This window comes from Candidatus Polarisedimenticolaceae bacterium (genome assembly GCA_036376135.1).
In the GTDB taxonomy this organism is placed as follows: domain Bacteria; phylum Acidobacteriota; class Polarisedimenticolia; order Polarisedimenticolales; family DASRJG01; genus DASVAW01.
This window is the reverse complement of the sequence record DASVAW010000105.1, coordinates 1-19,651: the sequence shown is the minus strand read 5'-3', so window position 1 is coordinate 19,651 and position 19,651 is coordinate 1. Positions and strand designations below refer to the sequence as shown.

The window sequence follows — 19,651 nt, the reverse complement described above, 5'->3', positions numbered from 1 at the left end:
ACCCCGAGCCCTCCTCCGCGAGGACGCCGTGGTCCGGGTAGTACCGCCGGATCACTCCGATCACCGCGGCCTCGGCCTCGCGGTCGACCTCGGTGACGTAGTCGTGCAGCCCCTTGGTCTCGACGTGGAGCGCCGCCCGCTCGCGGAACCGGCGGCGCAGGACCGCGCCTCCCGCGTGCGCCGCCTCGATCGCGGCGCCTTCGAACGGGTTCATGAGGACTCCGGGATCTTGCGCGCGCGGGGGTGCGCGGCGTCGTAGACGCGCATCAGCGCGTCGACGTCGACGTGCGTGTAGCGCTGCGTGGTGGAGAGCGAGGCGTGCCCGAGCAGCTCCTGGATCGCGCGGAGGTCGGCCCCCGCCCCGAGCATGTGCGTGGCGAAGGTGTGCCGCAGCACGTGCGGCGAGATCTTCGCGAGAATCGCCGCCTCCTGTAGGCGCCGATCGAGGATCCGCCGCACGCTGCGATCGGTGAGCCTCCCGCCGTCGCGGAAGTTGAGGAAAAGCGCCTCGGGGCAGGGCGAGCCCGCGTGCCGCCAGGCCGACGAGCACTCCAGCCACCGCTGGATCGCCGCACGCGCCTTCGAGCCGAAGGGAACGATGCGCTCCTTCCGCCCCTTGCCGAACACGCGGACCACCCCGCCCGCGAAATCGACGTCTTCGAGGTCGAGGCGCGCGAGCTCGCCGACGCGGATTCCGGTCGCATAGAGGAACTCGAGGATCGCGCGGTCGCGGATCCCCGCCTCGTCGGACGCCGGGATGTGCTCGAGCAGGTTGAACATCTCGTCGACGGTCAGGGTCTGGGGCAGCGGTTTGGGCTGGCGCGGGGTCGGGACGTCCTTCCCCGGGTTCACCTCGGTCCGCCCCTCGCGCACGGCGTGGTCGAGGAACGAGCGCACCGCCGAGAGCTTGCGCGCGATCGAGGTCTTCTTGAGCCCCGCGCGGTGCAGGTGGGCGACGAACCCGCGCACCGCGATCGCGTCGAGCCCCTCGGGGCCGGGGGGCGCTCCGCCGAGGTGCTCCTCGGCGAGGAAGGTCCCGAACTGCGCGAGATCGCTCTCGTAGGCGCGCAGCGTCTCGGGCGAAACCTGCCGCTGATCGCGCAGGTAGGCGAGGAACCGATCCACCGCCTCGAAGTAGGGCGACGACGCGATCCCCTTCATCGCGCTTCCGCAAGCCAGGCGTCGAGCGCCTTCAACGCGTGGGCCGACCGCGCCTCGCGCCGTTCCTTCTTCTTGCGCGGCGGGTTCGGCGGGTCGGGGAGGAGGCCGAACGCGGCGTTCTGCGGCTGGTACCCCTTTTCCTCCGCGCGCGCGATGTAGGCGGCGAGCCCGCCGAGCATCGTCGCCTCCGGAAGGGCGACCGGCCGCTCGCCCCGCGCGAGGCGCGCGGCGTTCATTCCGGCGAGAAGTCCGGTCGCCGCCGACTCGGTGTACCCCTCGACCCCGGAGATCTGTCCCGCGAAGAAAAGGCCGGGGCGCGAACGCGCCTGAAGCGTCGGCTCCAGGACCTTCGGCGCGTTGATGTAGCAATTGCGGTGGATCTGGCCGAGACGCACGAACTCCGCCGCCGCGAGCCCCGGGATCGTCCGGAAGATCCGCTGCTGCTCGGGCCAGCGCAGCTGCGTCTGGAAGCCGACCATCGACCAGTGCTCCGCCGCGAGGTTGTCCTGGCGCAGCTGCACGACCGCCCACGGGCGCTCCCCCGTGCGCGGGTCCCGCAGGCCGACCGGCTTCATCGGGCCGAAACGCAGCGTGTCGAGCCCGCGGCGCGCCATCTCCTCGATCGGAAGGCACCCCTCGAAGAACGGCGTCGCATCGAACTCGTGGAGCGGAGCCTTCTCGCCGGCGAGCAGCTCGGCGATGAACCGCGCGTACTCCTCCCGGGTCATCGGGCAGTTGAGGTAGTCCGAGCCCTCGCCCTTCCCCCAACGCGACGCGGAGAAGACGATCGAGCGGTCGACGGAGTCGGACTCCACCACCGGTGCGATCGCGTCGAAGAAATACAGGTAGTCCTGCCCGGTGAAGCGCGCGATCGACGCGGCGAGCTTCTCGGAGACGAGGGGTCCGACCGCGAGGATCACGATCCCCGAGCCGGGGATCTCCTCCACCTCCTCGCGCACGACCTCGATCCCGGGCTCTTGCGCGATCGCCCGGGTCACCGCCTCGGAGAAGGCCTCCCGGTCGACCGCGAGCGCCGCTCCCGCCGGGACCCGGGTCGCCCGCGCGCATTCGAGGATCAGGGACCCCAGGCGCGCCATCTCCTCCTTGAGGAGGCCGTGGGGGGTCGACAGCTCGAGCGATTTGAGGGAGTTGGAGCAGACGAGCTCGGCCAGGCGGTCCGTCCGATGGGCCGGCGTGGGCCGGACCGGGCGCATTTCGTAGAGGCGGACGGAGATCCCCCTTCGGGCGAGCTGCCAGGCCGCCTCGCTTCCCGCGAGGCCGCCGCCGACGACGGTTACCGAAGGAGGCACGGGCGGCAGTGTAGCGAAGACGGTATAGTTCCGCGGATTCGCGGGTCGATACACCCCGGGGTCACCGGGCACGGAGATCGAAGATGAAGGTTCGCCACGTGCTGGCCGCCGTCGCGCTCGCGGGCGTGATCGCGGTTCCGGCGTACGCCAAGAAGGAAAAGAAGCAGGACGCCGCGGCCGCCCCGGCCGCGCCGGCCTCGAAGGTCGTCGCCACCATCGGGAGCGCGACGATCACCGAGGACGAGCTCAATCAGGCCGCGTCCAGCCAGTTGATGAAGGTCCGGCAGCAGGAGTACGAGATCAAGGAGCAGGTGCTCGACGGTCTCGTCCAGCAGAAGCTCCTCGAGATGGAGGCGGCCGCCCGATCGGTCAACCTTCCCGACCTGCTCAAGGCCGAGATCGAGGACAAGACGGTCGCTCCCACCAAGGAGGAGATGGACCGGTTCTACGAGCAGAACAAGTCGCGCATGGGTGGCCGTACCCGCGAAGACGCGGCGGGGGACATCGAGCGCACCCTCCGCAACCAGAAGGCCGCGCAGCGCCGCGGCGAGTTCCTCAACGAGCTCGTCGCCAAGACCCCCGTCAAGACGATGCTCGAGCCGATTCGCATCCCGCAGTCGATGCAGATCCCGGCGACCGCGTTCGCGAAGGGACCGGCGACGGCGCCGGTGACGATCGTGGAGTACTCGGACTACCAGTGCCCGTTCTGCCGCCGCGCCCACCCGACGGTCGAGCGCGTCCTGAAGGAGTACGGGGACAAGGTCCGGTTCGTCTTCCGCGACTACCCCCTGAACTTCCACCCCCGGGCCGTTCCGGCCTCGGTCGCCGCGCGTTGCGCCGCCGAGCAGAACAAGTTCTGGGAGTACCACGCGAACCTGATGGAGGTGAACGGCGATCTCAGCGACGCCGACCTCGGCAAGCGCGCGACCGATCTGTCCCTGGACATGGCCGCCTTCGACGCCTGCACCGCCTCCAAGAAGTACGAGGCCGCGATCCAGGCCGATTTCCAGGCCGGCGCGGCGGTCGGCGTGACCGGCACCCCGGCGTTCTTCGTGAACGGCCGGATGATCGTGGGCGCCCGGCCCTTCGAAGACTTCAAGGACGTCATCGACGACGAGCTCCAGCGGGCGACCGCAAAGTAACCCCGCCCGTCCCCATGCGCGGCCCCGGCGGCGAGCCTGCCGGGCCGCGCATTTTTATATCCGCCCGGACCCCCCTCCGGCGCCCGTCCGCAGAATCTGCGTTCCCGGCACCCCAAACCCCCGGACGACCCACCCCAAACGGGAGCTTGCCGCGGTTCGCGCTGGCACGGGGGCTGCGAATCCGTCCGAGACCCTTGGGGGCGCCATGAAGATCCTGCTGGCGTATGACGGATCGCGATGCGCGGAAGCCGCGCTCGAGGAAGTGCTGCAGCGGCCCTGGCCCGCGGGGACGGAGGTGCGGATCGTCACCGCGGTGGAGCGGCCGGCCTACGCCCCCTCGGTCGGAGGGATCGAAGGGCTCGCGACCTTCGGCGAGCGCCTGGGGGCCGAGCTCCGCGAAGAGGCCTACCGCCAGATCCAGCGGGCCCTGGAGCGGTTTGCCGGCAGGGCGGAGCTGAAGTCGAGTTACGAGCTCCGGGACGGCGATGCCAAGAGCGCCCTGCTCGCGGCGATCCGGGAGTGGAAACCCGACCTCGTCGTCGCGGGCTCCCACGGCAAGACCCCCCTCGAGCGGTTCCTGCTCGGAAGCGTCAGCCACGCCCTGGTCAGCCACGCGCCCTGCAACGTCGAGATCGTCAAGGCTTCGACCGCCGCCTGAGCCCGTTCCCTTGACGGACCCGCCGGGCGTTTCTACGCTCCGGTGATGCAGGCACGCCGATTCGACCCCGAGGCCGGTCTGAACCGCCTGGGGGAGCTCGTCCGACTCACCGCCGCCCCCGCGGGGCGGACGGAGATCTGCGAGCAGGGAATCGCCGTGACCGGCGCCGCCCTCGGCGCCGAGTCGGGGCTGCTGTCGCTGCGCGAGGGGAACTCGATCGTTCGCGCCGCGCTCTGGCATCCCGAACGGTGCCGCATCCTCGATTCCGCCGCGAGGGAGGCGATCGAGTCGGGGGAGCCCGTCGTCGAGTGGTCCGCCCCCGAGGGGAGCATCGGCCGGATCGCGCTCCTGCTCCCCGGCGACGTCGAGCCGATCGGCGTGCTCCTGCTCGACCGGCCGTACCCGTGGGACGACGCCGCCCGCGCCTTCGCGCGCGCGGCGGTCCGCGTGATCGCGGGGGCGCTGCGCGCGTCGAAGGCGATCCTCGAGAGCCGCGATCAGCGCGAGCTGCTCGCGCAGCGCAACCTCGAGCTCGACATCCTGCGCGAGCTCGCCGTGCGCCTCGGGTCCGTCGACGGCGACGAGCCGATCCTGCAGGCGGGGCTCGAGCTGCTCCTCGACCGCCTGGGGCTTCGCGCGGGGTGGATCTTCTGGGGGGAGGAGCGCGGCGGCCGGCTCGAGCTCGCCGCCGCGCACGGCCTCGACCGCGAATACGAGAGGCGCTGCAAGAGCGAGGGGATCGGGACCTGCCTCTGTCAGGACGTCTTCGACAGCGGCCGGCTCGCCCTCGCGCGCAACACCCTCGAATGCCCGCGCCTCCCGTGGATGGTCCCCGGCGACGCGACGATGACGCACGCGTGCATCCCGCTGAAGTTCGAGCGCGGCGTGCTCGGAGTCCTGAACCTGGCGAACCGGCCCGCCTCGGTCTTCACGCGACGCGAGCTGCAGTTCCTCGAGGCCGCCGGGAAGCAGATCTGCCTCGCCGTGGACAAGTCGCGGACGACCCGCCTCGAGCGCAGGCGCAACGCCGAGGCGCAGGCGCTGGCGACCCTCGCCCGCGCGATCGGCGGCAGCCTCGACGCGGGGGAGATCCTCGGCGCGGTCGGCACCTACGCGCGCGACCTGCTCGGCGCCCATCGCTGCGCGATCTTCCTCGGGGGCGAGGACGAGCGGTACCGGTTCGCGCACCTCGCCGGCCCGCCCTTCTCCGGATTCGGCGTGGGGGATTTCCGCGGCCCCGACGCGCTCGGGCTGAAGGCGCCGGACGAGGTGCTGCGCGCCGGCCTCGTGTTCGCGATCCCCGACACCGCCTTCGACCCGCGCGTGGACGCGGCGAGGGCGGCGGCGGAGGAGGTGGGCGGGGCGCTCGTCGTGCCGCTGCGCGCGCACGGCCAGGCGGTGGGCGTGTTGCTCGCGTCGCGACGGGAACCCGGGGCGTGGAGCCTCGACCAGGTCGACCTCGCCGACGCCCTCGGCCGCCAGGCGGCGCTCGCGATCGACAACGCCTCCCTCTTCCGCGAGGCGCAGCTGAGCCTCGAGGCGCTCCAGCGGGCCCAGGAGGGGATGATGCGCAACGAGCGCCTCGCCGCGATCGGCACCCTCGCCGCGCAGCTCGCCCACGAGGTCCGGAACCCGCTCAACTCGATCAACCTCCAGCTCGTCCTCCTCGAGCGGCGGCTGGCCAAGCTCGGCGAGAACGAGCGCCGGGACATGAGCGGCCTCGTGGCCACCGCGCGAAACGAGATCGTCCGGCTCGACGGGCTCGTGCAGGAATCGCTCTCGCTCAGCTCGGTCGATCGCCTGGCGCTCCGGCAAGGGAATCCCGAGGACGCGCTGCGCGACACGATGATGCTCATGGCACCCTATGCGCGGGAGCGGGGCGTCGACGTGCGCGAAACCTATGCGGGGACGGCCGTCGAGGTCCCGATCGACCGGGAGAAGCTGAAGCAGGTGCTGATCAACCTCGTCCGGAACGCCATCGAGGCGATGCCCCACGGGGGCCGGCTGCGCGTCGCGAGCGCGCTCGACGACGGCGTGGTGGCGATGCGCGTCTCGGACAGCGGCGTCGGGATTCCTCCGGGCGTGGACGTGTTCGACCTGTTCGTGACGACCAAGGCGGACGGCACCGGCCTGGGCCTACCGATCGCGAAGCGGATCGTGGAGGCCCACGGCGGGAGCCTGACCTACGAGAGCGTGCCCGGGAAGGGAACGACCTTCACCGTGGCGCTGAAGGTGCCCTGATGGAGACCCGACGCGGCAAGATCCTGATCGCGGACGATGAAGCGACCGCCCGCGAGAGCCTGGCGAAGATCCTCTCCGAGGACAGGTACGAGGTGTTCACCGCCCCCGACGGGCAGGAGGCGCTTCGCGTCGCGGCCGAGGAGTCGCCCGACATCCTCCTCACCGACCTGCGCATGCCCGCGATGGACGGGAACGAGCTCCTCCAGCGGATGCGCAAGGCCTATCCGGACGTGGGGGTCGTGATCATGACCGCCTTCGGGACGATCCGGTCGGCCGTCGAGGCGCTGCGGGAGGGAGCCGAGGACTACCTCACCAAGCCCATCGACGTCGAGGAGCTCGAGCACCTGATCGAGAGGATCCTCCAGAAGCGCAAACTCGTCGCGGAGACGCGCATCCTGCGCGAGCGCCTCGACGACAAGTACCGCTTCGAGAACATCGTCGGCCGCTCGCCCCAGATGCTCGAGATCTTCCGCCTCGTCGAGCAGGTCGCGCCGTCGCAGGCGTCGATCCTGATCACCGGCGAGTCGGGGACCGGCAAGGAGCTGATCGCGCAGGCGATCCACCAGCGCTCCCCGCGTCGCGACGCGCCGTTCATCAAGGTCTCTTGCGCCGCGCTCCCCGAGACCCTCCTGGAATCCGAGCTGTTCGGCCACGAGCGGGGAGCGTTCACCGGCGCGCTGTCCCGCCGCGCGGGACGTTTCGAGATCGCCGCCGGCGGCACCGTCTTCCTCGACGAGATCGGCGACGTCCCCCTCGGGATGCAGGTGAAGCTCCTGCGTTTCCTCCAGGAGCGCCAGTTCGAGCGGCTCGGCGGGAACCGCACCCTCACGGTGGACGTGCGCGTTCTCGCGGCGACGCACCGCGAGCTGCCGGTGCTCATCCGCGAGGGGAAGTTCCGCGAGGACCTCTACTACCGCCTCAACGTGATCGAGGTGCGGATGCCGCCGCTGCGCGAGCGCACCCTCGACATCCCGCTGCTGGTCGACTACTTCACCCGCAAGTTCGCGACGGCCAACGGCAAGCGCGTCGCCGGGGTGGACGAGGAGGCGCTCGCCGCGATCTGCGGGCACCAGTGGCAGGGGAACGTCCGCGAGCTCGAGCACGCGATCGAGCGCGCGGTGATCCTGGCGCGCGAGGAGACGCTGGGCGTCAGCCTCTTCCCCAGCCTTCCGTCCCCCGCCGCGCCGGTCCGCTCCGATTCCGGTCCCAGCGTCCCCGGCGCGACCCTCGAGGCGATCGAGCGCGACGCCATCCTGCGGACGCTCGAGGCGGTGGGGGGCTCGACGAGCCGCGCGGCGGCGATCCTGGGCATCAGCCCGCGGACGATCCAGTACAAGATCAAGCAATACCGCGCCGAGGGGGTCTCGGTCGTGGTCCGCGGGGGCGAGGCCGTCGAGGACTAACCCGGCTGGCCGACGAGGTCGTGCACGGTCCGGCGCAGCTCCAGCAGCTGGGGCTCCTTGGCGATGAAGGCGTCGGCGCACCAGCTCATGAAATTGTCCCGGGTCGCGACGCAATCGGTGTGGAGCACGATCGGCAGCTTCCGGTAGCGGTCGAGCAGGCGCGACATCACGTCCAGGCCGTCCATCGCGGGGAGGCGCACGTCCATGACGACGAGATCGGGGAGGCTCGTGGCCGCCTCCTGCAACCCCTGAACCCCGTCGCGAGCCATCCGGGCGGTGTGTCCGTCCTCCTCGAGGACCGCGGCGATCCGACTTCTCCACTCCGGGTGGGCGTCGATCACCAGCACGTTCGCCATGGCTACCTCCCAAGTCCAGCCGAGAGGATGCGGGGTGGCTTGAGTCTATAGTTGCGATGTCAAAAGTAAAGTGGCGAAACTGCCGTGACGCACTGCGAAAACATTACATGGGTCAAGTCGACCCGGGTCTGAGGGGTCAGTGGCTGGCCGGCGAGGGGTTGGAGATCCCAATTCCTCTAGCAATGAGGAGCTCGCGCACCTTCGTACGGAGTGGAGCCGAGTCGAGCGACTTGAGGAGATAGGCGTCGGCCAACCAGCTCATGAAGTTGTCCCGGTAGGCCGCGTGAGTGGTGTGCAGGATCACGGGGGTCCGCGGAGAGCGATCGAGGATCCGGGCCATGAGGTCGAGCCCGTCGATTCCGGCGAGTCGGATCTCGGTCACGACGACGTCGGGGGTGCGCGACGCGAACTCCTCGAGCGCCTCGGATCCGTCCCGGGCGATCAGGACCTCGTGACCGTCGCGGCGAAGCTCCGCTTCGCAGAACGACGACCACACCCGGTCCCCGTCGACCAGGAGCACCTTCGACACATCGACCTCCGCCCGGAATCCCAGCAAAACGTGTGCCGTGCGGGAGGCAGCGGTCGAGTCCTCACCGGTGCGCCGGCTCGACCTCCGAGGCCGGCGTGCCGCCGCACCCGTCGGAAGCGCGCACGGGTGAAGCCTCGGCCCCGTCCTGCGGAACGTGGTCGACGACGAACGAGACGACGTCCGGCACGAAACTGACGAGCGCGAGAACCAACTTGATCATGAAGCGGCGGCGCATCGGGCGTCCTCCCTTTCGTGAGGAGGATTACGCGGAAGGGCCGTAAACGTCGCCGGCTCGGGGGTAAAAACTCGTCTCGGTTGTAATGGAGGCGTAAAGCGCATCGCGTCGCCCGAGCCCCCGACGATATCCTTGCCGCGTGGAAGAGACCGCGAAGGGAACGGGCACCTCCCGCCGGAAGCTCGGGATCGCCCTCGCGGCGGTGTTCGTCCCCCTCGTCGCCCTGCTGGTCGTGCAGTTCTTCTGGCTCTCGCGCCTCGAGCGGATGTCCGCGCTCGCCCACGAGGCCGCCCTCGGCAACTACCTCGACGCGGTCGCCGAGTCGTCGGAGCGTTACTGGAAGGACGCCGCGGAACGCGCGCTCGACCTGCCGTCCCGGATGTTCACCGACCAGGGGCTCGAGCAGGTCGCGACCTTCTGGAGCGAGCGCCGGGTCGAAGGGGCCCGGCGGATGTTCCTCGCCGACTTCACGCGCGTGCGCACGGGGAACTTCCTCGTCTTCGCGCCGGAGTCGGGGGCGCTCGAGACTCCGCCCGCCTCGGACGAATCGCTCGCGATGATCCTCGCGGTGACGCCGTGGATGATGGTGAGCGCCAACGGGACTCCCGTCACGAACGCGGGGATGACGGTCGACGAGCGCAACCCCGAGGTGCGGCTGATCTTCCGACCGATCCTCGACGAGCGGCTGCGCGTGGTCGGCGTCGCGGGACTCGTCGTCGACCCGACCTGGTTCGTGAAGGTGTTCCTCCCCAAGGCCGCGCGAAAGTACGCCCCCGAGTATTTCCCCGGCATCGGGCCGAAGGATCTCGTGGTCACCGTGCGCGACGATCGCGGCGCGATCCTGTTCCGTCACGGGGCCGACGACGACGCGAAGGACGTCGCGACGTCGAAGTTCTCGATGGTCTTCCAGGACTGGACCGTCGGCGTGCACGCCCGCCGCGCGACCTCCGCGCAGATGGCGCGGACGGGCTTCCTGATCAACGTCGCGCTGAGCCTGATCCTCGCCGGGGCGATGACCGCGGGGCTGTTCCTCGCGCTGGGGGCGGCCGGGCGGGCCGTGCGCCTGTCCGAGATGAAGTCCGACTTCGTCTCGAACGTCTCCCACGAGCTGCGGACGCCCGTCGCCTCGATCCGCGTCTTCGCGGAGCTTCTCAAGAGCGGCCGCGTGACCGACGAGGCGAAGATCCGCGAATACGGCACGTACATCGAGACGGAGAGCCGCCGGCTGTCGCGGCTCATCGACAACATCCTCGATTTCTCGCGCATCGAATCGGGAAGGAAGACCTACCGCTTCTCGCCGGGCCGGCTCGAGGAGCTCGTCGAGGCGGTCGTCGAGACGTTCCGCGTCCGCCTGCGCGGCGAGGGGTTCGAGGTCCGCTACGAGGGTCCCGAGCGGGAGCTCCCCGAGATGCAGCTCGACGGCGACGCGATCGGCCAGGCGGTGCACAATCTTCTCGACAACGCCGTGAAGTACTCCGGCGACGCGCGCACGATCGAGGTCCGCCTTCGCCGCCGGTTCGACGACGCGTGGATCGAGGTCCAGGACCACGGGATCGGCATCCCGCGCGAAGAGCAGCGGCACGTCTTCGACCGTTTCCACCGCGTCGGCACCGGCCTCGTGCACGACGTGAAGGGGAGCGGCCTCGGCCTTTCGATCACCCGGCACGTCGTCGAGGCCCACGGCGGCAGCGTGCACGTGGACAGCGAGCCCGGCGGCGGAAGCACGTTCACGATCCGGCTTCCCCTCGAGCCCGAGCGGACGAGAAAGGAGTAGGCGACATGGCGAAGGTGCTGATCGTCGAGGACGACGAGGCGATGGCCGCGGCCCTCAAGGACGGCTTCGCGTTCGAGGGGCACACCGTGGTGCACGGAAAGGACGGCGCGGAGGGGCTGAAGCTCGCGACCGAGGGCGCCCCCGACGTCGTGATCCTCGACGTGATGCTCCCGAAGATGAGCGGCCTCGACGTCTGCAAGCAGCTGCGCGCGGCCGGGAATCCCGTGCCGATCGTCATGCTCACCGCGCGCGGTCAGGAGATCGACAAGGTCCTCGGCCTCAAGCTCGGCGCCGACGACTACGTCACGAAGCCCTTCGGGTTCATGGAGCTGGCGGCCCGCGTGGAGGCGGTGCTCCGTCGCGCTTCGGGTAAAACCGCGACCCTCGAGGGTTACCGCTTCGGGGACGTCGTCGTCGACTTCAAGAAGGCCGAGGTCCACAAGGGCCCCGAGCCCGTCGAGCTGTCGGCGCGCGAGTTCCGGTTGCTGCAGTACTTCATCGAGCACCGCGGCGAATGCGTCACGCGCGACCAGCTGCTCGACGCGGTCTGGGGGTACGAGAGCACCCCGCTCACGCGCACCGTGGACATGCACGTGGCGAAGCTGCGCAAGAAGGTCGAGGACAGCCCCGACGACCCGAAGTGGATCGTGACCCTGCACCGGATGGGGTACAAGTTCACGGGGTAGCGAAAAACGGGGACAGCCCCTATTAAACGATTCCGATCAATAGGGACTGTTCCCGTTCTTTCCTACTCCCTCCAACTCTGCAGCACCAGCATGTAGTTCGCGCGCTCGTAGGCCTTGGGGTCCGGGCAGCCCGCGAGGTTCATCGAGCCCTGCGCCTGCTTGAGCGAGTCGTATTCGTGCTGCTCGAGCCAAGAGGCCATGTCGTTGCGCAGCAGGTGGATGTACTCGGGACCGTTGCGCAGCAGCGCGGAGACGACCTGCACCGCGCGCGCGCCGGCCATGACCGACTTGATCGCGTCCACCGCGTTCTGCACGCCCCCCGAGACGGCGAAGTCGCACCGGCGCTGGGACGAGAGGATCGCCAGCCATCGCAGGCGCAGCAGCAGCTCCGACCGGTCGGACAGGCGCAGCGCCGGCGTCGTGGTCAGGTTCTCGACGTCGATGTCGGGCTGGTAGAAACGGTTGAACAACACGAGCCCGTCGGCCCCCGCCGTCTCGAGCCCCGCCGCGAAGTGCGCGAGCGAGGTGTAGAACGGGGAGAGCTTGATCGCGATCGGGATCCCGAGCTTCGCCTTCACCGCCCGCACCATGTCGAAGCTGGTCTCCTCCACGTGCGTCGCCGACTCGTGAGGGTCGGTCGCGAGCTGGTACACGTTGAGCTCGAGGGCGTCCGCCCCCGCCTGCTGCAGGAGCTCGGCGTGGCGCAGCCACCCGCCGATCGTCGTTCCGTTGAGCGAGGCGATCACCGGCACGCGCACCGCGTCCTTCACGCGGCGGACGAGCTCGAGGTAGGCCTCCGGGCCGAACCGGAACGACTCCGGGTCGGGCATGTAGCTGAGCGCCTCGGGAAACGACTCCGCGTGGGCCTCGGTCCCGAGGAACGTCGAGACCTGCTCGCGGGTGATCTGCTCCTCGAACAGCGAGTGCAGCACGATCGCCGCGGCCCCGGCGTCCTCGAGCCGCTTCACCGTGTCGAGGTCGTCCACCAGGGGCGAGGCCCCGGGCATGAACGGGTGGGGGAGGTCGAAGCCGAGATAACGGGTGGAAAGGTCCATGGCTCCCTACTCCTCCGACGGCACGTTGGGGATCGTCACCCCGGCCAGCTGCTGGTAGACCGCGAAGCGTTGCGACACCGACCGCTGCGCGTCGACGAGGGCGCGCTTGAACCGCTCGGGGTCGGTCTTCTCGACGACGCGGAACCGCGTCTCGTTGCGCATGAACTCCTTGAGCGGGATCTTCGGAGCGGGGGAGTCGAGCTGCAGCGGAGGCTCTCCCCCGGCGACCCGCCGCGGGTCGTAGCGGTAAAGCGGCCAGAATCCGGAGTCGACCGCGAGCTTCTGCTGCTGCGGCGACGCCGCCATGTCGTACCCGTGCGCGATGCACGACGAATACGCGAGGATCAGCGACGGCCCGTGCCAGCTCTCCGCCTCCTGGAACGCCTTGACCGTCTGCACGTCGCGGGCCCCGATGGCCACGCGCGCGACGTAGACGTTCCCGTAGCTCATCGCGAGCATCCCGAGGTCCTTGGCCGCCGTCTCCTTCCCGAGGACCGCGAACTTCGCCGAGGCGCCAAGCGGCGTCGCCTTCGACGCCTGGCCGCCGGTGTTCGAGTAGACCTCGGTGTCGAGGACGAGCACGTTCACGTCGAGCTGCTGCGCGAGCACGTGGTCGAGCCCGCCGAAGCCGATGTCGTACGCCCAGCCGTCGCCGCCCACGAGCCAGACGCTCTTGGGAACGAGGTAGTCGGCGAGGGAGAGCAGGTGCGCCGCCTCGCCGCCTTCGACCTTCCCGAGCGCCGCCTTGAGCGCTTCGACCCGCGCGCGCTGCTCGCGGATCGTCGTCTCGTTGCGCGGGGTCTCGGCGAGCAGCCCCTCGACGAGCGTGCCGGCGAGCTGCGGCGCGAGGCGCCGGACGAGCGCGCGTGCCTGCCGGAGGTGGCTGTCCACCCCCAGGCGCATGCCGAACCCGAACTCCGCGTTGTCCTCGAACAGCGAGTTGGACCAGGCCGGGCCGCGCCCGTCGGGGCCGACCGTGTACGGCGTCGTCGGCAGGTTTCCGCCGTAGATCGACGAGCACCCCGTCGCGTTGGCGATCAGCAGCCGGTCGCCGAACAGCTGCGAGAGCAGCTTCACGTACGGCGTCTCGCCGCATCCGGCGCACGCCCCGGAGTACTCGAACAGCGGGAGCAGGAACTGCGACCCCTTCACGTCGGTGCGCACGGTCTCGCGGTCGGGATCGGGGAGGTCGAGGAAGAAGTCGTAGTTCGCGCGCTCGGCCTCGCGCAGCTCCGGCGCGTACGGGGTCATCTCCAGCGCCTTGTGGCGCGGGTTCGACTTGTCCTTCGCCGGGCAGACGGTGAAGCACAGCTGGCAGCCGGTGCAGTCCTCCCCCGCGACCTGGATCGTGTAGCGGTGGTCGGGATACTCGTTCCCCTTGAACGCCGTCCCCTTGAAAGTCGCCGGCGCGTCGGTCGCGGCGTCGCCGGGGTAGACCTTCGCGCGGATCGCGGCGTGCGGGCACATCAGCACGCACTTGTTGCACTGGATGCACACCGCCGGGTCCCACACCGGGATCTCGGCGGCGATCGCCCGCTTCTCCCACCGCGCGGTGCCGATCGGCCAGGTGCCGTCGGGGGGGAAGGCGCTGACGGGGAGGAGGTCGCCTTTCCCCTGGAGCATCACGGCGGTCACCCGCTTCACGAAGTCGGGGGCCTCCTCGGAGACGGCGGGCGGACGCCCGAACTTCGCGCTCACGACCGCGGGCACCGGGACCTCGCGCAGGTGCTCGAGGGACCGGTCGACGGCGGTGAAGTTGCGCTGCACGACCTCCGCGCCGCGTTTGCCGTAGGCCTTCTGGATCGACGCCTTGATCTCGCGGATCGCCTCCTCGCGCGGGAGCACGCCGGAGAGCGCGAAGAAGCAGGCCTGCATCACGACGTTGATGCGCCCCGGCATCCCGGCGTCCTTCGCGACCTGCGCGGCGTCGACGACCCAGAACTTCAGGCGGCGGCCGACGATCTCCTGCTGGACCTCGAGGGGGAGGTGCGCCCACACCGTGTCGGGACCGTAGGGGCTGTTGAGCAGGAAGGTCGCCCCGGGCGCCGCCGTCTCCAGGACGTCGAGCTTCTCGAGGAACCCGAACTGGTGGCAGGCGACGAAGCTCGCCTTCTTCACGAGATAGGTCGAGCGGATCGGGCCGGGACCGAACCGCAGGTGCGAAACCGTCGTCGCCCCCGACTTCTTCGAGTCGTAGACGAAGTACCCCTGCGCGAAGTGCTCGGTCTCCTCGCCGATGATCTTGATCGAGTTCTTGTTCGCCCCGACCGTGCCGTCGGCGCCCAGGCCGTAGAAGACCGCCTCGACCCTCCCCTCGCGCTCCACGCGGAACGACGCGTCGACGGGGAGCGAGCCGTGCGTGACGTCGTCCACGATCCCGAGGGTGAAGTGGTTGCGCGGCGTCGCCGTGTCGAGGTTGTCCAGCGCCGCCTTCGCCATCGCGGGATCGAATTCCTTCGAGGCGAGTCCGTACCGCCCGCCGACGACTTTCGGGGTCTCCAGGAACGCGGCCGTCCGCCCGTCGATCGCCTCGCGCAGCGCCGCCACCACGTCGAGGTAGAGCGGCTCGCCGACCGAGCCCGGCTCCTTGCAGCGGTCGAGGACCGCGATCCCCTTCACCGTGACCGGCAGCGCCTCGACGAAGTCCTCGATCGAGAACGGCCGGTAGAGGCGCACCTTCACGAGCCCGACGCGCTCGCCGGACGCGGCGAGCCGCTCGACCGCCTCGTGCGCCGCCTCGGCGCCGCTTCCCATCATCACGATCACGCGCTCGGCCGAGGGGTGGCCGACGTAGTCGAACAGCCGGTACTTCCGCCCCGTCCGCTCCGCGAACTGCTCCATCGTCTCCCGCACGATCGCGGGGCAGGCGAGGTAGAACGGGTTCGCCGCCTCGCGCGCCTGGAAGAAGACGTCGGGGTTCTGCGCCGTGCCGCGCACGACCGGCCGGTCGGGGGTCAGCGCCCGCGCGCGGTGGTCGCGTACGCGGTCCTCGTCGAGGATCGCGCGCAGCGTCGCGTCGTCGAGCTCGACGATCTTCGCGACCTCGTGCGAGGTCCGGAAGCCGTCGAAGAAGTGCAGGAACGGCACCCGCGAGCGCAGCGTCGCCGCGTGGGCGATCGCCGCCATGTCGTGGGCCTCCTGCACCGATCCCCCCGCGAGCATCGCGAGGCCGGTCTGCCGGCAGGCCATCACGTCGGAGTGGTCGCCGAAGATCGAGAGCGCGTGGGTCGCCACCGCCCGCGCCGCGACGTGCAGCACGAAGGGGGTCAGCTCCCCGGCGATCTTGTACAGGTTCGGGATCATCAGGAGCAGGCCCTGCGAGGCCGTGAAGGTCGTCGCGAGCGCCCCCGCCTGGAGCGCGCCGTGGATCGCGCCGGCCGCGCCCCCCTCCGACTGCATTTCGGCCACCTTCGGGACGGTCCCCCAGAGGTTGGGCATCCCCTTGGCGGACCACTCGTCGGAGAGCTCACCCATCGTGGAGGAGGGGGTGATGGGGTAGACGGCGATGACCTCGCTCGCGCGGTAGGCGACCGAGGCGGCGGCTTCGTTGCCGTCGATCGTGATCCAGCGGGACTGAGACACAGGGGCCTCCCTCGGCGGAAAAAGGGGCGTCCATGTGGGTTCTGCAATGCGCGGGCCACGAATCGCGGCGCCGATCCCGACGCCCACCCCCGTTCCGGCGCAACGGTTTCGCCCGTGCCCGGGGGGTGGCGAGCGGATTGCGCGTCGAAGATCGCGAGCCGATCCCGCTTCCCGGCGGTATCTTGAGTTCAGGCACCGGCCCCGGGGAGGAATTCCCGTGGAGGGTTGGGACGCGCGGATCACCCCTTGGTCCGTCAGCCCGGCGGATTGGTCTCCGAGTGCGCCTCTGGAGCGCAAGGCGAAGTTCCTGCTGCGCTGGGCCGTGCTCGCCCCGTCCAGCCACAATTCCCAGCCGTGGCTCTTCCACGTCCGCGACGGCACGATCCGGATCTACGGCGACGAGCACCGATGGCTGAAGGTCTGCGACCCGGAGCGCCGGGAGCTGCACCTGAGCCTCGGGTGCGCCCTCGAGAACCTGATCGTCGCGGGGGAGTACTTCGGCTTCGGCCACCTGGTCCGATACCCGGAGCCGGAGGAGCACGACGGTGCCGCGGTGACGGTGACCCTCCACCCCGGAGGGCGCGCCTCGCAGCTTCGCGGGCTCGAGCTGTTCGACGCCATCCGCCTTCGTCGCACCAACCACCGCCCCTACGACGCGACCCCGGTCCCGCAGCAGACCCTCGAGCGGCTGCGCCGCGCCTGCGAGGACCCCGAGATCCAGCTCCTCCTGACCTCCGATGCCGACGTTCGCATCGCCGCGCAGGAGCTGCTCGCCCGCGCGGAGGCGGAGCAGTTCGCCGACCGCGCCTTCCGGGAGGAGCTCGGGTACTGGATCGGCCAGGGGGCGTTCGGCACGCCGTGGCTGCTCGCCAAGCTCGAGCAGATGGCGATCACCTATCTCGACGTCGGTCGCGCCGCGGCGCGCCGCGACGCGCGGATCCTCGCGAGCTCGCCGGTGTTCGGCGTGTTGTGGGCGCGCCGCCGGGACCGCGCGACCCTGGTGCGCGCCGGCCGCGTCTTCGAGCGGCTCTACCTCGTCGCCACGATGCACGGGTTGTCCCTGCAGCCCGTCAGCCCGATCGTCCAGGTCCAGGCGACGCGCGACGCCCTCGCCGCGTTGCTCCCCGGGCCGGGCGCGATCCCGCTTCAACCTTTCCGTCTCGGGTTCGCGGAGTCGGAGCGCGCACCCACGCCCCGTCGTCCGCTGGAGGAGGTGCTCCTATGACCCGCATCCAGAGAATCCTCTGTCCGCACGACTTCTCGGACTTCTCCCAGCGGGCGCTCGACCACGCCGCGGCCCTGGCGAAGTGGTACGACGCCGAGGTCGTCGCCCTTCACGTGCAGCCGGCGCTCGCCGGGGTGGAGGCGATGCCCGTCGCGGTCGGCCCGGTGCCGATGCCGCAGGCCTCCCGGAACGCGATCCAGGAGGAGCTCGGCAAGCTGCTCGTCCCGCTGACGCGGGCGGGGATCCGCTCCGACACGGAGTACGCCGAGGGGAGCCCCGTCGAGCAGATCCTCAAGGTGGCCGCCGAGACGGCGTGCGATCTCATCGTGATGGGGACGCACGGCCGCAGCGGCTTCGAGCGCTGGGTCCTGGGCTCGGTCACCGAGAAGGTCCTGCGCAAGTCCACGGTGCCGGTGATGACCGTCTCGCAGAAGACGCTTCCGAAGGTCGCCGAGGGGCGCCCCCCGTTCGAGCGGATCCTGTGCGGCGTGGACTTCTCGCCGTCGTCGCTCCGGGCGGTGGAGGTCGCCTTGTCGATCGCGCAGGACGGGTGCGCGCAGCTGACGCTCCTGCACGCGATGGAAGGGCTCCCGCCGTTCCAGCTCGAGGCGCAGGGGTTCGACGTGAAGCGTTACCGCGAGGTCCTGGAGGTCGACCTGCAGGAGCAGCTGAAGAAGGTCGTTCCGGAAGGGGCCAAGGACTGGTGCAGGCCGTCGACCGTCGTCGTCGAGGGGAAGTCCTGGCAGAAGCTCCTGGAGGTCGCCAAGGATCTGCGTGCGGACCTGATCGTCCTCGGAGTCCACGGTCGCAACCCGCTCGACGTGATGTTGTTCGGCTCGACCACCCACCACGTGATCCGGGGCGCGGAGGCCCCGGTGTGGACGGTGAGGGGGTAGGTCGCTCCGATTCCTTGCTTGACCCCCGTCACGCCGCGAACGGCGGCCGCTGTCGAACCGCGGAGTTGGCGGTACCATCCGGGCTCCGACCCTGAACCGAATCCGGAAGGAGTCACGCCGTGGACTGGGGACTCGAAAACCGCCTGTCGCGCATCCTGAAGCCCGAGGACGGCCGCACCGTCATGCTCGCCGTCGACCACGGGTATTTCCTCGGCCCGACCTCCGGCCTCGAGGAGCCGGCGAGGACGATCGTCCCGCTCCTCCCGCACGCCGACTCGCTGATGCTCACCCGCGGGGTGCTGCGGCAGTGCGTCCCGGCGAGGGCCGACGTCCCGATCGTGCTGCGCGTGTCGGGGGGGACGAGCATCCTCACCGAGCTTTCGAACGAAGGGCTCACGGCCACCTTCGAGGACGCCCTGCGCCTCAACGCCGCCGCCGTGACCCTTTCGGTCTTCGTCGGCTCGGAAGGGGAGCGCGAGACCCTCCTCAACCTCGGCAGGCTCGTGGACGAAGGGGAGCGTTACGGCGTCCCGGTCCTCGCCGTGACCGCGGTCGGGAAGGACATGGTCCGAGACGTCCGCTACCTCGGCCTGGCGTGCCGGATCTGCGCCGAGATCGGCGCGCACTTCGTGAAGACCTACTACTGCGACGGCTTCGAGGAGATCGTCCGCTCGACGCCGGTGCCGGTCGTGATCGCCGGCGGGAAGAAGATCGCCGAGCTCGACGCGCTGAAGCTCGCGTTCAACGCCATCCAGGCGGGCGCCGCGGGGGTGGACATGGGGCGCAACATCTTCCAGTCGGACTCGCCCGTCGGGATGATCCGCGCCGTGAAGGCGATCGTGCACGGCGGTGCGACGGTGAAGGAAGCGTTCGACCTCTACGAAGGCCAGAAGACGCAGCCCGTCCGCTGATGCGCGCCGCCGTCTACTACAACAACCGCGACATCCGGCTCGAGGAGCGCCCGAAACCGAAGATCGGCCCCGGCGAGCTCCTGATGAAGATCGAAGCGAGCGGCATCTGCGGCTCGGACGTCGCGGAGTGGTACCGGCTCCCGAAGGCGCCGCTGGTGCTCGGCCACGAAGTGGCGGGAGTCGTCGAGGAGGTCGGAGAAGGCGTCGAGATCTTCAAGGTCGGCGACCGCATCGTCACGACGCACCACGTCCCGTGCAACGCGTGCAAGTACTGCCGCGCAGGCCATCACCCGTACTGCGACACGCTGCGCACGACGAAGTTCGATCCGGGCGGGTTCTGCGAATTCGTGAGGCTCCCGGCCGCCAACGTCGAGCGCGGCACGTTCAAGATCCCGGACTCCGTCTCCTTCGAAGAGGCCACCTTCGTCGAGCCCCTGGCGTGCTGCGTCCGGGCCTTCCGCGTCGCGCGTTTCCAGCGCGGAATGAA

Annotated in this window: 18 protein-coding genes; 10 read left to right on the top strand and 8 right to left on the bottom strand. The window is 70.1% G+C overall.

Going from position 1 to position 19,651, the window contains the following annotated elements; all coding sequences use genetic code 11:
- The 3 genes from VF139_10745 to trmFO all read right to left on the bottom strand — a co-directional run.
- On the bottom strand, positions 1 to 214 hold a 214-nt coding region (locus VF139_10745; GenBank protein ID HEX6851868.1), incomplete at its 3' end, for an inositol monophosphatase family protein.
- A complete protein-coding gene (gene xerC, locus VF139_10740; protein ID HEX6851867.1) occupies positions 211 to 1,161 on the bottom strand; it encodes a tyrosine recombinase XerC in 951 nt (316 codons plus the stop codon). The genes xerC and VF139_10745, both read right to left, overlap by 4 nt.
- Positions 1,158 to 2,471 carry a methylenetetrahydrofolate--tRNA-(uracil(54)-C(5))-methyltransferase (FADH(2)-oxidizing) TrmFO gene (gene trmFO, locus VF139_10735; protein ID HEX6851866.1) on the bottom strand — a complete coding sequence of 438 codons (1,314 nt, stop codon included), beginning with the start codon at positions 2,469 to 2,471 and terminating at the stop codon, positions 1,158 to 1,160. The genes xerC and trmFO overlap by 4 nt, the downstream gene beginning before the upstream one ends.
- An 83-nt stretch (positions 2,472 to 2,554) precedes the next feature.
- Between trmFO and VF139_10730 the strand changes: the two genes are divergently transcribed.
- From VF139_10730 to VF139_10715, 4 genes are all read left to right on the top strand, one after another.
- Positions 2,555 to 3,613, top strand: coding sequence for a thioredoxin domain-containing protein (locus VF139_10730; protein ID HEX6851865.1), 1,059 nt, complete (start codon positions 2,555 to 2,557; stop codon positions 3,611 to 3,613).
- Positions 3,614 to 3,818: 205 nt separating this feature from the next.
- The gene (locus VF139_10725; protein ID HEX6851864.1) at positions 3,819 to 4,271 is read left to right on the top strand and encodes a universal stress protein; all 453 of its coding nucleotides are present in this window, start codon (positions 3,819 to 3,821) and stop codon (positions 4,269 to 4,271) included.
- Between the two features lie 45 nt (positions 4,272 to 4,316).
- Positions 4,317 to 6,512 (top strand): GAF domain-containing protein, encoded by a 2,196-nt coding sequence (locus VF139_10720; GenBank protein HEX6851863.1) that lies wholly within the window; start codon positions 4,317 to 4,319, stop codon positions 6,510 to 6,512.
- Positions 6,512 to 7,915 (top strand): sigma-54 dependent transcriptional regulator, encoded by a 1,404-nt coding sequence (locus VF139_10715; GenBank protein ID HEX6851862.1) that lies wholly within the window; start codon positions 6,512 to 6,514, stop codon positions 7,913 to 7,915. Before VF139_10720 ends, VF139_10715 begins: the two co-directional genes overlap by 1 nt.
- On the opposite strand, the gene VF139_10710 is transcribed toward VF139_10715, so the two are convergent.
- The 3 genes from VF139_10710 to VF139_10700 all read right to left on the bottom strand — a co-directional run bounded on the left by VF139_10710 (position 7,912) and on the right by VF139_10700 (position 9,035).
- Complete coding sequence (locus tag VF139_10710) at positions 7,912 to 8,271, bottom strand: response regulator (protein ID HEX6851861.1); 360 nt, start codon at positions 8,269 to 8,271, stop codon at positions 7,912 to 7,914. The two genes, VF139_10715 and VF139_10710, sit on opposite strands and share 4 nt — an antisense overlap.
- 136 nt (positions 8,272 to 8,407) lie before the next feature.
- Entirely contained in the window at positions 8,408 to 8,800 is a 393-nt protein-coding gene (locus tag VF139_10705) for a response regulator (GenBank protein HEX6851860.1), read from the bottom strand.
- A gap of 61 nt (positions 8,801 to 8,861) precedes the next feature.
- Positions 8,862 to 9,035: a hypothetical protein gene (locus VF139_10700; protein ID HEX6851859.1), complete on the bottom strand. Its 174-nt coding sequence runs from the start codon at positions 9,033 to 9,035 to the stop codon at positions 8,862 to 8,864.
- A 139-nt stretch (positions 9,036 to 9,174) separates the two neighbouring features.
- Here VF139_10700 and VF139_10695 point away from each other — a divergent pair, with 139 nt between their 5' ends.
- The gene (locus tag VF139_10695) at positions 9,175 to 10,809 is read left to right on the top strand and encodes a HAMP domain-containing sensor histidine kinase (GenBank protein HEX6851858.1); all 1,635 of its coding nucleotides are present in this window, start codon (positions 9,175 to 9,177) and stop codon (positions 10,807 to 10,809) included.
- Positions 10,810 to 10,814: 5 nt separating this feature from the next.
- The gene (locus tag VF139_10690) at positions 10,815 to 11,495 is read left to right on the top strand and encodes a response regulator transcription factor (protein HEX6851857.1); all 681 of its coding nucleotides are present in this window, start codon (positions 10,815 to 10,817) and stop codon (positions 11,493 to 11,495) included.
- A gap of 62 nt (positions 11,496 to 11,557) precedes the next feature.
- Here the strand turns inward: VF139_10690 and VF139_10685 are convergent, their stop codons facing one another.
- Both VF139_10685 and nifJ read right to left on the bottom strand, forming a co-directional pair.
- Positions 11,558 to 12,550: a dihydroorotate dehydrogenase-like protein gene (locus VF139_10685; GenBank protein ID HEX6851856.1), complete on the bottom strand. Its 993-nt coding sequence runs from the start codon at positions 12,548 to 12,550 to the stop codon at positions 11,558 to 11,560.
- A gap of 6 nt (positions 12,551 to 12,556) precedes the next feature.
- On the bottom strand, positions 12,557 to 16,132 hold the full coding sequence (gene nifJ, locus VF139_10680; protein HEX6851855.1) for a pyruvate:ferredoxin (flavodoxin) oxidoreductase: 3,576 nt from the start codon (positions 16,130 to 16,132) through the stop codon (positions 12,557 to 12,559).
- Between the two features lie 217 nt (positions 16,133 to 16,349).
- On the opposite strand from nifJ, the gene VF139_10675 reads away from it, so the two are divergent.
- The 4 genes from VF139_10675 to VF139_10660 form a co-directional block, all read left to right on the top strand.
- Complete coding sequence (locus VF139_10675) at positions 16,350 to 17,357, top strand: hypothetical protein (protein HEX6851854.1); 1,008 nt, start codon at positions 16,350 to 16,352, stop codon at positions 17,355 to 17,357.
- The gene (locus VF139_10670; GenBank protein ID HEX6851853.1) at positions 17,354 to 18,253 is read left to right on the top strand and encodes a universal stress protein; all 900 of its coding nucleotides are present in this window, start codon (positions 17,354 to 17,356) and stop codon (positions 18,251 to 18,253) included. Before VF139_10675 ends, VF139_10670 begins: the two co-directional genes overlap by 4 nt.
- A 119-nt stretch (positions 18,254 to 18,372) precedes the next feature.
- Positions 18,373 to 19,164, top strand: a complete 792-nt coding sequence (lsrF, locus tag VF139_10665) for a 3-hydroxy-5-phosphonooxypentane-2,4-dione thiolase (protein HEX6851852.1) — start codon at positions 18,373 to 18,375, stop codon at positions 19,162 to 19,164.
- A partial coding sequence (locus tag VF139_10660) for an alcohol dehydrogenase catalytic domain-containing protein (protein HEX6851851.1) occupies positions 19,164 to 19,651 on the top strand: 488 nt, incomplete at its 3' end. The genes lsrF and VF139_10660, both read left to right, overlap by 1 nt.

Coding starts and splice junctions, on each gene's coding strand:
- VF139_10670 (HEX6851853.1), top strand. CDS start 17,354: ATGACCCGCATCCAGAGAATCCTCTGTCCGCACGACTTCTCGGACTTC.
- VF139_10700 (HEX6851859.1), bottom strand. CDS start 9,035: ATGCGCCGCCGCTTCATGATCAAGTTGGTTCTCGCGCTCGTCAGTTTC.
- VF139_10690 (HEX6851857.1), top strand. CDS start 10,815: ATGGCGAAGGTGCTGATCGTCGAGGACGACGAGGCGATGGCCGCGGCC.
- VF139_10685 (HEX6851856.1), bottom strand. CDS start 12,550: ATGGACCTTTCCACCCGTTATCTCGGCTTCGACCTCCCCCACCCGTTC.
- VF139_10715 (HEX6851862.1), top strand. CDS start 6,512: ATGGAGACCCGACGCGGCAAGATCCTGATCGCGGACGATGAAGCGACC.
- xerC (HEX6851867.1), bottom strand. CDS start 1,161: ATGAAGGGGATCGCGTCGTCGCCCTACTTCGAGGCGGTGGATCGGTTC.
- VF139_10710 (HEX6851861.1), bottom strand. CDS start 8,271: ATGGCGAACGTGCTGGTGATCGACGCCCACCCGGAGTGGAGAAGTCGG.
- VF139_10730 (HEX6851865.1), top strand. CDS start 2,555: ATGAAGGTTCGCCACGTGCTGGCCGCCGTCGCGCTCGCGGGCGTGATC.
- VF139_10725 (HEX6851864.1), top strand. CDS start 3,819: ATGAAGATCCTGCTGGCGTATGACGGATCGCGATGCGCGGAAGCCGCG.
- VF139_10720 (HEX6851863.1), top strand. CDS start 4,317: ATGCAGGCACGCCGATTCGACCCCGAGGCCGGTCTGAACCGCCTGGGG.